This is a genomic window from Brevundimonas sp. CEF1, assembly GCF_051353055.1.
GTDB lineage: Bacteria > Pseudomonadota > Alphaproteobacteria > Caulobacterales > Caulobacteraceae > Brevundimonas.
In genome coordinates, this window is sequence record NZ_CP195593.1 from 3,324,988 (window position 1) to 3,337,631 (window position 12,644).

Genomic DNA, 12,644 nt, shown 5'->3' on the forward strand with positions numbered 1-12,644 from the left:
GCGGCGGCCGCCGAGCGTTAGCGCTCGGGGAAGCCCGTGCGGTCAAAGCTCGCCTTGCGGCTATTCGGCAGGATGACGATCGCGTCGAAGGCGTAGATGAAGTCTCGCAGGGCCGGCTGTTGCTCGACCGGAACCTGGGCGACGAACAGACTGGCGGTCGGGTGCAGGGCGCGCAGGTCGATCACGACCGGCTGATCCGTGGCGGACAACAGGGGCGCCATCCACGACGGTTCGCGCGCGTGTTCGCCCCGCGCCACGACGTAGACGCCATAGGCCTCGGCGTCGTTGGCTATGGCGAACTCGTGGACGAAGTTGCCGATCGGGAAGGCCTGGTTCGGATTGCGTCCCCGGTACATATGCCAGGCGCCCATCTTGAACAGGGCGCGCGGCGTGCGGCCGGCGGCCTCGGCGGCCCGATACTGGCGCAGGAAGAGTCGCTTCATCAGCGCCTCACGCACGGTGTTGTTGAACAGGCCCACCGGCTCGCCGGCACGCGCGCGGCGGTAATAGGCGTAGATTTCGGCCGAGGTCGTCATCGTCTCCAGCAGGAAGGCCGCCCGCGAGTCGGGCGCGGCGGCGAAGGCCGTGGTCAGGGCCTGGAGCCGAGGCAGGGTTTCGGCATCCCCATGAAGAAAGGCCCCGAACTGATCGCGCCGCGTCTCCAGGGTCTTCACCTGAGCCAGAAGGGTCTCGACCTGAGCGCGCACGGCGGGGTTGGGGGCGAGGGTTGTCAGTTCTTCGAGAAGCGGCTGGGCGCCTTGCACCTGTTCAATACCCCAAAGGTCAGCCACGCCCGCCGCATGGGCCATCAGCTCCAGATCCTGATCCGAAGCGAAGCCGATATGGTTGGGATAGCGCCGAGCCAGATCCGCCGCCGCCTCGGCCTTGCCGCGGTTGGCGGGCAGTTTCAGCGTATCGACGGCGACCGGGTCCACCTCGACCACCAGGGTGTCAAAGGCGCTCCAGTCCCGCAGGCTGTCGAACAGCGCCCCGGCGAACAGGGGGGTGTCGTGGTCGTTATGGCTTTCGCCCAACAGGACGAACTGGGCCTTCTGCGTCTGGTCGCGGAGGAAGTCGGCTCCGGGGCCGGACAGGCCGCCCTCAAAGGCGATCGGCCGGGTGTTGGCCTCCAGAAGCGCCGTCGCCCGCGCGGCCGACGCAGCGGCAGCGGCGGCGACCTCCGCCGGGGTCTTGTCCTGCGCGACCGCCGCGCCGGCGGTGCAGGCGAGGGCGGCCAGGGCCGCGATCATCAGTTTCATACCGAGGCTCATCCTACTGAATCGGGGGAGCGATCCAGTATGAACCCAGGCCCATCGCGAGATCGAACCCAAGCTTAGCCATTCAGCCGAACAGTGTCATCCCTCGCGATGACGCGGCCCCTAAAGGGGCGACTGAGGGTCCTAGCCCTCGATCCGCTCCAGCCGGGCGGCGAAGAAACCGTCCACGCCGCCGCGCTCGGCCCATTGCGAGGGCAGGATGCGCAGCCAGCCTTCAGGCGTCAGGGCCTCGTCGGGGGCGCCGATCTCGGCCGGAACGGCGGGAACCGTGCGGAAGGCCGGGTTGCGGCGCAGGAAGGCGATGACCTGGGTCTCGCCCTCTTCGCGTTCCAGCGAGCAGACGCAATAGACCAGGCGGCCGCCGGGCTTCACCTTCTCGGCGGCGACGTCCAGCAGACGGTGCTGCACGTCGGCCAGCTTGGCGACCTCGGCGGGGCGGGTGGCGCGCAGGACTTCGGGGTTGCGGCGATAGGTGCCGGTGGCGGTGCAGGGGGCGTCCAGCAGGACGGCGTCGAAGACGCGCGCATCCTCCCAGTCCTCGGCCGGAACGGCGACGACCTCGACCGGCAGGCCGGTGCGGTCGAAATTCTGTTTCAGGCGCTTCAGGCGGGCCGGCGAACGATCCAGGGCCACCACCTCGGCGCCCGTCGCGGCCAATTGCAGGGTCTTGCCGCCGGGGGCGGCGCACATGTCCAGCACGGTCTCGCCGGCCTTGGCGTTCAGCAGGCGGGCGGGGACGGCGGCGGCGGCATCTTGCACCCACCAGTCGCCGGCCTCGAAGCCGGGCCAGCCGGCGACGTCGCCGCGCTTGCCGGTGCGGACCGTGCAGCCGGGCAGGACCTCGCCCTCGACGTCCTGGGCCAGGGCGGCCAGATCGACCGAAGGCTTGGCGCTGAGATCGGTGGCGGGCTCCTCGCGGGTGGCCAGGGCCAGGCCCAGGAGAGCGGCCTCGCCGTAGGTGGCCCTCCAGCGGGCGGCCAGCCAGTCGGGCAGGTTGGATTCCGCCGTCGTCAGGCCCGGACCGTCGCGATCCACGCCGCGCAGGACGGCGTTGACCAGGTTCTTGTAGGGGCGGGTCTTGGCGTCGCGCTCAGCCAGTTTCACCGCAGTCGAGACGGCGGCGAAGGCGGGGGTGCCCAGGACCAGGGTCTGGGCCAGGGCGACGCGCAGGATGGTGCGCACCGGGGCCGGCGGGGCCTTCTGCAGGCGGCGGTCCAGGATCTGGTCGATCTCGCCCAGACGGCGCAGGGCGGCCATGGCCACGGCGCGGGCGAAGGCGCGGTCGGGCCCGTCCAGGTCCTTGGCCGGGGACTGGCTGAGCGCCTCGTCCAGACCCGTGCGCTTCTCCAGGGCGGCGTTCAGCAGGACGCCGGCGACCAGGCGGGCCTCGACGCCGATGTCGGCGTGGGGGTCGTCGGCCACGACCTCGGGCTTGGCCTCGCGACGCGGACCGCGCGCCTTTTCAGCCATGCGACGACCGCGCGCGGCCGAGCTTTTGCCCTTGGGGGTGCCACCACTCATACGGATACCTGCGTGCCCAATTCGACCACGCGGCCGGGCGGGATATGGAAGAAGTCGGTCGGATTGGCCGCGTTGCGCATCAGGAAGATGAACAGCTTGTCCTGCCACAGGGGCATGCCCTGACGCGCCGAGGGCACCACAGAGCGACGGCCGAGGAAGAAGCTGGTCGACATGATGTCGAACTTCAGCCCCTGCTTGCGGCACAGGCCGAGCGCACGCGGCACGTTCGGCGTCTCCATGAAGCCATAGGTGATGGTCAGGCGTTTGAAGTCGTCGCTGATCGGCTCCATCGTCACGCGCTGGCTGTCGGCGACGCGCGGCCGGTCGGCGGTATGGACCGTCAGGATGACGTTCTTCTCGTGCAGGACCTTGTTGTGCTTGAGATTGTGCATCAGGGCCACCGGCGCGACCTCGGGGTCCGAGGTCAGGAAGATGGCCGTGCCCGGCGCCCGGTGCGGCGGACGCGCCTTCAGCATCTCGATCAGGTCATGCAGGGGCAGGCTGTCCTTGCGGGTCTTCTCGGTCAGGATCTGGGTGCCGCGCACCCAGGTCCACATGATCAGCACCAGACCACCGCCCAGGACCAGCGGCATCCAGGCTCCATCAGGGATCTTGAGCAGGTTGGAGGTCAGGAAGACGCCGTCGATGATCCCGAACGGGACCAGGGTGCCCAGCACCGCCCACATCGGCCACTTCCACTTCTTGGTCACCACCGACCAGGACATCAGGGTGTTGACCAGCATGGTGCCGGTGACGGCCACGCCATAGGCCGCCGTCAGATTGTGCGACGACTGGAAGGTCAGCAGCAGGAACAGAACCCCGATCATCAGCAGGCTGTTCACCGCCGGGACGTAGATCTGGCCGGCCAGGGTTTCCGACGTATTGCGGATGTCGATGCGGGGCAGCAGGCCCAGCTGGACCGCCTGCTGCGTCACCGAGAAGGCGCCGGTGATGACCGCCTGGCTGGCGATGACCGTGGCCGCCGTGGCCAGGATCAGCATGGGCCAGTAGATCATCTGCGGCACCATGTTCCAGAACGGGTTGTCCGCCGCGCCGGGGTTGTCCAGCAGGAAGGCGCCCTGGCCCAGATAGTTGAGCGTCAGACAGGGCAGGACCACGAAGAGCCAGCCCTGACGGATCGGCGCCTTGCCGAAGTGACCCATGTCCGCATAGAGGGCCTCGGCCCCCGTCACGGCCAGGAAGACGCTGCCCAGGATGACGAAGCCGAGGAAGCCGTCCTTGAGCAGAAGTTCGATCCCATAGAGCGGCGACAGGGCGCGCAGGATCGACAGGTCGTCGAAGATATGGCTCAGGCCCAGGACGCCGAGGCTGAGGAACCAGACGGCGGTGATGGGGCCGAAGAACTTGGCCAGGCCGGCGGTGCCCCGCGACTGGACCATGAACAGAGCAATCAGGATGCCCGCAGAGATCGGCAGGATGAAGGGGTCCAACTGACCGTTCAGACCGGGCGCATCCTTCAGGCCCTCGACCGCCGACAGCACGGAAATGGCAGGGGTGATGACGCCGTCGCTGTAGAAGAGAGCCGCGCCGCAGACGCCGAGAATGAACAGCCAGGCGCTGCGCCGGCCGACCGCATGCTGGGCCAGGGCCATCAGCGACAGGGTGCCGCCTTCGCCCTTGTTGTCCGCCCGCATCAGGAACATGACGTATTTGAACGTCACCACCACCATCAGTGCCCAGAAGGCCAGCGACACCACGCCGATGATGGCCAGTTCGCCGCCGACGCCCTTCTGAGCGTGGCCGATGGCCTCGCGCAGGGCGTAGATCGGGCTGGTGCCGATGTCGCCGAAGACCACGCCGATGGCGCCCAGGATCAGGGCGCGATGCGTCGCCTTGCCGTGGCCCGCCCCGTGAGGAGGCGAAGACGGAGTCCCGGCGTTCGGTTGTTCGGAAGCGTTTGCGGCGGACGTCTCGGCGTCGCCGCGGGGCGTATCCCCGGCCATGCATAACCTCCGGGTCGCGCGGAACGGCGCGCCCATCAAGAGCGGCGGGCCTTTAGCCCCTTTCGGTCAGCGGTTCAATCGCGCGCCGGTTCCGCGCCCCGTTCAGCACGACGGGCCGCCGACAGGATACGTCGGTCCGTCTTGGCTTGAACCAGGACTACGACATTGTCTTCTGAGGCGGAATCCGGCGGAAGCACGAACAGGACCGGACGGCCGGTCCAGTCGCCGAGACGCTTCACGTCACGCACGACGTTGACGTGACGCACCGCCTGGCCTCGATTGTCGCCCTGACGCACCTCCACCGTCTGCAGGCCGGGCTGATAGACCACGGCCATGACCTCGGCCCCGCCGACGGGCGGACGGCCCGAACCGACGCCGACGCGGTCGCCGGTTTCGCGGAACTCGATCTCCGGCGGGTGCAGGCGGGCGGCGGCCTCGGCGTCGATGGCGGCCTGAAGCTCGGGCGAGCGCGCCCCGGACAGATGGCGGCGACCGTCGATCACCACCTGGGGCGTCGAGACGTTCCTCAGCTTCAGGGCCTGGCGATAGGCCTGCTGACGGGCGGCGAACTCGGGCTTGGCGAAGGTGTCGGGCCAGCCGAGATAGTCCCAGTAGTCGACGCCATAGGTCAGGGCGATGACGCCCGGTTCGCTCGCCACGGTTTCCAGGGTGCGATTGGCGTCGGGACAGCCGGAACAGCCCTGGGCGGTGAACAGTTCGACCACCACCGGCTGGATCGAGGCGTCACGCTCGCGCGGCGGCGCGGCGGCGCCGACCCCGATGATCGCCGCGACGAGCAAACCGCTCTTGATCAGACCCCTTGCCTTCATGGCCGCGATCCTAGTCCTTCGATCCGTCCGCGCCGCTCATAAAACCGTGAAGGGCGACGAGCCTCCCTCCTCATTGTCATCCCGGCCGCAGCCGAAGGCGAAGAGCCTGGACCGCCAAAGACATCGACGTAGCGTCCCTGGCGATCCCCGATAGCGGCAAAGCCGCTTCCGGGATGACGAACAAGGCGGGACGCCCACAGGCTTAGTCCATCAGTTGCTGGCTGAGATAGACGTAGTGCCTTGCCCAGCGGCGGGCGTTGGCCACCGGATCGGCGTCGTTGGAGTGACCCCCGGCCGTGTCCTCGTAGTAGAGGTGGTCGTGGCCCTGATCGCCCAGTCGCGCCGCGAACTTGCGGGCGTGGCCGGGGTGGACCCGGTCGTCGCGCGTATTGGTGGTGATATAGACGCGCGGGTATTTCATCTCGGGCCGCAGCTGCTGATAGGCCGAGTAGCGGGCGATGAACGCGGCGTCGCCCGGAATGCGCGGATCGCCGTATTCGCCGATCCATGAGGCGCCGGCGGGCAGGTCCTGATAGCGCAGCATGTCGATCAGCGGGCTTTCGATCACCGCCGCATTGAACAGTTCCGGATGCTGGGTGATCGACACCGAGGTCAGGACCCCGCCGTTGGACCGGCCATAGATGCCCAGGTGACGCGGGCTGGTGATGCGGCGCTGCTCCAGATCGCGGGCCACGGCGGCGAAGTCGTCGAAGGCGCGCTGGCGGTTCTCGCGCAGGGCCGCCTGGTGCCAGCCGGGGCCGAACTCGCCCCCGCCCCGGATATTGGCCTGGACGAAGACGCCGCCGTTCTCGAGCCAGAGCTTGCCCATCTCGGGCTTGTAGGCGGGCGGGAAGCTGGCCTGGAAGCCGCCGTAGCCGAACAGGATGGTCGGGCCGGTCCCGTCCATGGCCAGATCGCGCGGGCGGGTGACGAAATAGGGAATCTTGGTCCCGTCGGTCGAGGTCGCTTCGAACTGCTCGACGACATGGGTCGAGGCGTCGAACTTGGCCGGAGCCGACTTGAGTTCGGTCAGGGCGCCGGTCGAGACCTCGGCGAGGCTGAGGGTCGGCGGCGTCAGGAAGCCCTGGGTCGAGACGAAGACCTGGCCCTTGGCCTTGGAGCTGTCGCCCAGGCCCACGGCGCTGTTGGCGGGAACGGCAATGTCGGTCGCGGTCCAGCCGCTCGCGCTCGGGGTGAAGCGCTTCAGCGTGCCGACGACATTGTCGGCGACGACCGCGACGATGCTGTCGGACAGGACGGTGACGTTCTGCAGCGACTGGCGCGGGGTCGGGGTGAAGATGGTCGCCCGGTCGGCGTCGATGGCGATATCGAGCCGAACCGGTCCCAAAACGCCGATCGGCAGGGAGAGCAGCGAGCCAGCCGCATAGTCCTGACGGTCGAAGGTCCAGGCCTGATCGGGCGAGAAGATCAGATTGCCGCCCATGACGCCCTCGACGGCGACGCGTTCCGGCAGGCTCAGCTTGACCGGCTTGCCGTCGGCCAGGCGCCAGATCTCCGAGCGGAAGGTGTCCAGCGGACGGCTGAACAGCACCGCCTCGACCGCCCCGGCCTTGTCGCGGAAGACCATGGGGCTGACGCCGTAGCCGCCATCGGACTGCTGGCCGCGATAGACTTCGGTCGCGTGGGCCAGCGGGTGGCCGCGCGTCAGGGATTTGACGATGAAGGGATAGCCCGACTCGGTCATCGTGCCGGGACCGAAGTCGGTGGCGATCAGCAGGGTGTCGCGGTCCAGCCAGGTCAGGCGGTGCTTGCCCTCGGGAATGACGAAGCCGCCCTGGGACGGCGTCACGAAGGTCTTGGTGATCAGGTCGAACTCGCGGACGGTCACGGCGTCCTTGCCGCCGTCCGACAGATTGATCAGGCAGCGGGTCTCGTCCGGCGCCAGACAGTTCGCGCCCTTGAACACCCAGTCGCGGCCCTCAGCCCTGGCCAAGGCGTCGATGTCCAGCAGGGTCTCCCATTGCGGCTGGTTGCTGCGATAGCTGTCCAGGGTCGTGCGGCGCCAGACGCCCTTGGGATTGGCCGCGTCCTGCCAGAAATTGCCCAAGCCTTCGCCCAGGAAGCTGACGCCGGGAATGCGGTCGGTGGCCGTCAGGATGGCCTCGGCCTGCTGGCGGAAGGGCTCGTAGCGACGGTCGCCGGTCAGGGCCGACAGAGACTTGGCGTTCTCGGCGGCGACGAAGGCCCGGGCCTCGACCCCGTCCACCTCTTCCAGCGCCAGATGATCGTCGGCGGCCCTGACCCCCTCGGGCGACAGATCGCGCGGGAAGTGCGGCGGCGGATTGGACGCGGCGACGGCGGCGGAATCGACCGGCGCCAGGGCCAAGGCCGGCCCGGCGGCGAGGATCAACACCGGCAGGGCGGCGGACAGGAACAGAGACTTCATGCGGGCAACCTCGTAACCCGCATCAGGCGGGGGCTGGGAGTAGGGTGGGCGTGGCGCAGTCCTGGGTTTGCAGCCATCCAAGGGCGCGCGTCACAGTTTGTTCGTCCGGTATCGCTTCGTCCGGCGTCAGGCGGCCCTCAATGAAGCGCCCGGCGCCGTCGTGCACGCCGGTCGTAGTGATCTGCAGAATAGCCCCATCGGGCAGGCGATGGCTGCCGTTCGCGGTCGTCAGACCCGCCGTGGGCGCGCCGAACGTGCGGGTCCGCTCCCGGTTGTGAAAGGCGATGGCCGTCATCTCGCCGGAACTGGCCGTGCCCGGCCCCAATAGAACCGCCACGGGGGCGTCGGCCAGTCGGCCTGTCGCGCCGCGAGACGCGGCTTCATCGAGGTCGACATCGACAATCTGCTCCGCCCGACGAACCCATCGCGAATGAAGCACGGTCGCATCGCCGAAGGCGCCGAAAGGACCAACGCCCAGAAGCGGTTCAAGACCGTTGAGCATGGGCCACATATTGCCGCCGCCATTGCCGCGCAGGTCGACTACCCAACGGCAGACGCCTTCGCCTTCCAGATGTGCGATCGCCTCGACCAAGGCTTCGCGATAGGCGGCGTTCAGCGGATCGTCCCGGCCGCGAGGCATCAGCTCGGGCAAGATCAGGCGGCCAACGGCGGGCGCGACCACCTCGCCACGCGGCAGGGGTCGATCCGGCGCGGCGCTCTCTTTCGCAGCGGACGGCCCTCGGAAGCTCGAGTGTCTTTCCCCCAGCAGACCGACCGCGACCCGCAGCACGGGATGAATATCGGAGGGGGTCTCGGCGCCCGCCGCCAGACGGCCTGAAATCTCACGCACCTGGGTCCAGTCCACCGTGGCGCGATTGATGTGGCGAGCCTGCAGCGCATCGAGCGCCTCATCGAGATAGGCCTGAGCCTCGGGGGCGACCGCGCCATTTTCGGGCGCCGCCACGGCCAGGACGACGTCGTCCATATCCAGCGCGCCGGGGCCCGCCTTCATGACGCCGAAAGTTATGCGCGCCGCGTCGGCGGGCACATAGGCGATGATCTCATGCCGCGCCCAGCCGCCCGGCGTCACAGGCCGATCCGACATATTGTCGAAGAACAGCAGCCGAGACGACTCGCCGCCGTCAATCCTCAGCCACAACCCCGCCAGGGGCGCCGCCGGTCCCGTGGCCCGGAGCCAGGCGGAGAGCCGGATCGGCTGCCCCCGCCACGGCGCGGCGTCCAGATACCGGTTGGCCATGGCCGGCTGTTCGCCCAGACCGTCATGCGACAAACGGGCGAAGACTGCGCCCTGGGGCGCCGTCTCCCGAACAGGCCGGAACGCCCAACCGCCGCCGGGCTGGAAGTTCAAGCCTGGCCCGGCTTCAAAATCGATCACGACCGGCTCTGGTCCGGGCGACGCCCAGACCGGTCCGGCGGCACACAGCGCCAGAAGCGATACGACGATCCGGGCCAGACGCTTCATCGACTATTCCTTCGCCGGTTCATCCATCAGGCGGCGCGTCAGGTAGGTGTATTCCAGCGCGATGCGGCGGGCCGTTTCGCGCAGGTTGGCGCCGGCCGCGTGGCCGCCGTCGGTGTTTTCATAGAAGAGGACCGGATAGCCCAGCTCCTCCATCCGCGCCGCCGCCTTGCGGGCGTGGCCGGGGTGGACGCGGTCGTCCTTGGTCGAGGTGTGGATGAAGACCTCGGGGTAGGGCTGGCCCGCCGCCAGACGCTGATAGGGCGAGTATTGCTCGATCCAGGCGCGCTGCTCGGGGATGTCCGGGTTGCCGTATTCGCCAATCCACGAGGCGCCGGCCAGCAGCTTGTGGAAGCGCAGCATGTCGAACAGGGGCACCTGGATGACCGCCGCATTGATCAGGTCCGGGCGCTGGGTCAGCATGGCGCCCATGAACAGGCCGCCCTGCGAGCCGCCCATGACGCCGAGGTGCGGCTGGCTGGTGATCCCCCGCGAGATCAGGTCCTGGGCCACGGCCTGGAAGTCCTCATGGGCGCGCTGGCGGTTTTCCTGCTGGGCCGCCTGGTGCCATTTCGGACCGAACTCGCCGCCACCGCGCGTATTGGCGATGACATAGACGCCGCCGCGCTCCAGCCACAGCTTGCCGACCGTGGGCGAATAGCCGGGCAGCAACGACGACTGGAAGCCGCCGTAGCCATAGAGCAGCGTCGGGTTCGAGCCGTCCATGGCCATGGCGTCCTTGTGGACGACGAAATAGGGGATCATCGTCCCGTCGGCCGAACGGGCCTCGAACTGGTCTACCCGCATGCCGGCGGCGTCGAACTTGGCCGGCAAGGACTTGGTCAGATCGACCGCGCCGGTGGCCGCGTCGGCCAGATAGAGGCTGGACGGGTTCAGGTAGCCGGTGACGCTGACGAAGATCTTGTCGTCCTGTTCCGAGGCCGAGCCGACGCCGACCGAGACGTTCTGCGGCAGGTCCAGACGGGTGCGGCTCCAGTCGGCGGGGTCATAGACATAGACCGAACCGCGCACGTTTTCATAAAGGGCCACGACCAGCTTGTTGCGGGTGGCGCTGATGCCCTCGATCGCCTCACGTTCGCCGGGACGGATCACCAACTGGGCCGGGGTCTTGGGATCGGCCAGCCAGGCCTGCAGGTTCCAGGCGATGACGTCGCCGGTCTTGAACGCCTGGCCCGAGGGGGCGGTCCAGTCCTGATCCGTCGTCACCACCAGCTGGCCGTTGACCAGGGCATTGATATTGCCCTTCAGCGGCAGGGCCAGCTGGGTCGTGGAGCCGTCGGCGTTCAGACGCCAGGTTTCGCTCTCATAGAAGTTGACGCCCCGGTTCAGCAGCACCGCCTGCACCACGCCGTCGGCGTCCCGCAGGGTGTAGCCCGAGACCGAGACATCGGTCTGTTGGCCGGCGAAGACCTCGACCGCCTGATCGACGCTCTGGCCGCGTTTCATCAGGCGCACGGTGCGTGGATAGCCCGAGTCCGTCAGCGAGCCCTCGCCGAAGTCGCGCGAGATCAGCAAGGTGTCCTTGTCGATCCAGCTGGCGCCGCCCTTGGATTCCGGCAGAGAAATCCCGCCGTCCACGAAGGTCTTGGTGACGCTGTCGAACTCGCGGATCGTCACCGCGTCCTTGCCGCCGTTCGACAGGGACAGCAGGCAATAGCGCTCTTCCGGCGCCAGGCAGGTCGCGCCCTTATAGACCCAGTTGGCGCCCTCGGCGGCCGACAGGGCGTCGATGTCGAGGATGGTCTCCCAGGTCGGCGCGTCGGTGCGGTAGCTGTCCAGGGTCGTGCGGCGCCAGATGCCGCGCACGTGCTCGGCGTCCTGCCAGAAGTTGTCGACATGGCCGTCGTGGGTAAAGCCCGGCGAGGGGATGCGGTCGCGCGACTGCACCAGGTCCAGGGCCTGCTGGTGCAGGGCCTCATAGCGCGGGTCACCCTGCAGCGTCCCCAGCGAGGTCTCATTGTGCGCCTTGACCCAGGCCATGGCGCGCTCGCCCTCGACCTCTTCCAGCCAGATATAGGGATCGGTCGCGTCGCTGGTCGCGAAGCCCGGCGTGGACGTAGTAGCAGCGGCGGCGGCGGGCGTGTCAGACGAATGGGCCATGGCGACGGGTGCGGCTCCGGCGGCGAGAAGAAGGGCGGCGGCGGACGCCAGAGTGCGGATCATGTTTTCATTCCCCAAGAGAATTGGGCCCCAACAGAATTTCGGCGGCACCTTGGCGAGAGGCGAGGACGGCGGCAAGCGGCGGAAATCTTACAAGCCTGTCATCTTTCGTCGCAGTGACGGCGCGAACCGCGTCAATCGCCCTCGTCCGGAATGCACAGGATCTGGCCACAGGCCTTGCAGTGGACGGCGTCGGGGTCATGCTTCTGCAGGCCGCAGGTAGGGCAGGGGAACTTGACCTTGTGCGGCCGGATCAGGGTCTGGGCCAGGCGGATGAACAGGGTGATGCCCACCAGCATGACCACGATGGAGATGACCCGGCCCCAGTTGCCCGGCAGGGTGATGTCGCCAAAGCCCGTCGTCGTCAGGGTGGCCACGGTGAAATAGAGAGCGTCCAGATAGCCGTGGATGTGCTCGGCCTTGCCCCGGAAATAGGCATAGACGAAGCCCGTCGTGACAAAGACGAAGGTGATCAGGGCGGCCAGGGCGCGGGTGATCTCCTCGACCCGCGTATCGTCGAAGCGCCGGCCGATGGTGCGCCAGAACAGGTCGCTGTTCAAAAGACTCCAGAAGCGCAGCAGACGCAGGAAGCCGAGATTGGCCAGCCAGACCGGGAAGAGCAGGGTGGCCAGGACGAACAGATCGACCCAGACGATCGGCCGCTTCAGCCAGGACTTGAGGTCGGACCAGGCATAGGCCCGCGCCGCCAGGTCCAGGCCCAGGATGGCGGCGATCAGATAGTCCATCACATAGAAGACCCAGCCGGCCTCCTTGAGAATGGGCGTGGCCAGGAAGAAGCCGATGATGATCAGGTCGATGACGATGACCATCAGGCGGAACTTGACCGCCGCCGGCTGGGTGCCGTGATAAAGATAGCGCAGCCGCGCCTTCAGTCGCAGGCCCTCGGATTTGCCGGATTCGCTCGGTTCGGACGTCATCGCCGCCAGCGATACATGAACCGGCGAAAAATCCTATATGAAGGCG

General features: G+C 68.0%; 8 protein-coding genes. All 8 read right to left on the reverse strand.

Translation table 11 applies throughout. The features are described from left to right. Window positions 1–17: 17 nt before the first annotated feature. The 8 genes from ACR9FL_RS16665 to ACR9FL_RS16700 all read right to left on the reverse strand — a co-directional run bounded on the left by ACR9FL_RS16665 (window position 18) and on the right by ACR9FL_RS16700 (window position 12,598). Window positions 18–1,259, reverse strand: coding sequence for a hypothetical protein (locus ACR9FL_RS16665; RefSeq protein ID WP_436356443.1), 1,242 nt, complete (start codon window positions 1,257–1,259; stop codon window positions 18–20). 141 nt (window positions 1,260–1,400) lie between these two features. Then, entirely contained in the window at window positions 1,401–2,798 is a 1,398-nt protein-coding gene (locus ACR9FL_RS16670) for an RsmB/NOP family class I SAM-dependent RNA methyltransferase (RefSeq protein ID WP_436356444.1), read from the reverse strand. Next, a complete protein-coding gene (locus ACR9FL_RS16675; protein ID WP_436356445.1) occupies window positions 2,795–4,762 on the reverse strand; it encodes a potassium transporter Kup in 1,968 nt (655 codons plus the stop codon). Before ACR9FL_RS16675 ends, ACR9FL_RS16670 begins: the two co-directional genes overlap by 4 nt. 74 nt (window positions 4,763–4,836) lie before the next feature. Beyond that, complete coding sequence (locus ACR9FL_RS16680) at window positions 4,837–5,592, reverse strand: DUF1223 domain-containing protein (RefSeq protein ID WP_296175711.1); 756 nt, start codon at window positions 5,590–5,592, stop codon at window positions 4,837–4,839. Window positions 5,593–5,794: 202 nt separating this feature from the next. Next, window positions 5,795–7,999: a prolyl oligopeptidase family serine peptidase gene (locus ACR9FL_RS16685; RefSeq protein WP_436356446.1), complete on the reverse strand. Its 2,205-nt coding sequence runs from the start codon at window positions 7,997–7,999 to the stop codon at window positions 5,795–5,797. Window positions 8,000–8,021: 22 nt separating this feature from the next. Then, on the reverse strand, window positions 8,022–9,482 hold the full coding sequence (locus ACR9FL_RS16690) for a S41 family peptidase (protein WP_436356447.1): 1,461 nt from the start codon (window positions 9,480–9,482) through the stop codon (window positions 8,022–8,024). A gap of 3 nt (window positions 9,483–9,485) precedes the next feature. Continuing rightward, window positions 9,486–11,663: a prolyl oligopeptidase family serine peptidase gene (locus tag ACR9FL_RS16695; protein WP_436356448.1), complete on the reverse strand. Its 2,178-nt coding sequence runs from the start codon at window positions 11,661–11,663 to the stop codon at window positions 9,486–9,488. Window positions 11,664–11,794: 131 nt separating this feature from the next. Continuing rightward, the gene (locus ACR9FL_RS16700) at window positions 11,795–12,598 is read right to left on the reverse strand and encodes a potassium channel family protein (RefSeq protein WP_296175705.1); all 804 of its coding nucleotides are present in this window, start codon (window positions 12,596–12,598) and stop codon (window positions 11,795–11,797) included. Between the last annotated feature and the right edge of the window lie 46 nt (window positions 12,599–12,644).

What these genes read in the sequence shown, in the direction of transcription:
- ACR9FL_RS16665 (WP_436356443.1), bottom strand. Translation starts at nt 1,259, where the DNA reads ATGAAACTGATGATCGCGGCCCTGGCCGCCCTCGCCTGCACCGCCGGC.
- ACR9FL_RS16670 (WP_436356444.1), bottom strand. Translation starts at nt 2,798, where the DNA reads ATGAGTGGTGGCACCCCCAAGGGCAAAAGCTCGGCCGCGCGCGGTCGT.
- ACR9FL_RS16675 (WP_436356445.1), bottom strand. Translation starts at nt 4,762, where the DNA reads ATGGCCGGGGATACGCCCCGCGGCGACGCCGAGACGTCCGCCGCAAAC.
- ACR9FL_RS16680 (WP_296175711.1), bottom strand. Translation starts at nt 5,592, where the DNA reads ATGAAGGCAAGGGGTCTGATCAAGAGCGGTTTGCTCGTCGCGGCGATC.
- ACR9FL_RS16685 (WP_436356446.1), bottom strand. Translation starts at nt 7,999, where the DNA reads ATGAAGTCTCTGTTCCTGTCCGCCGCCCTGCCGGTGTTGATCCTCGCC.
- ACR9FL_RS16690 (WP_436356447.1), bottom strand. Translation starts at nt 9,482, where the DNA reads ATGAAGCGTCTGGCCCGGATCGTCGTATCGCTTCTGGCGCTGTGTGCC.
- ACR9FL_RS16695 (WP_436356448.1), bottom strand. Translation starts at nt 11,663, where the DNA reads ATGATCCGCACTCTGGCGTCCGCCGCCGCCCTTCTTCTCGCCGCCGGA.
- ACR9FL_RS16700 (WP_296175705.1), bottom strand. Translation starts at nt 12,598, where the DNA reads ATGACGTCCGAACCGAGCGAATCCGGCAAATCCGAGGGCCTGCGACTG.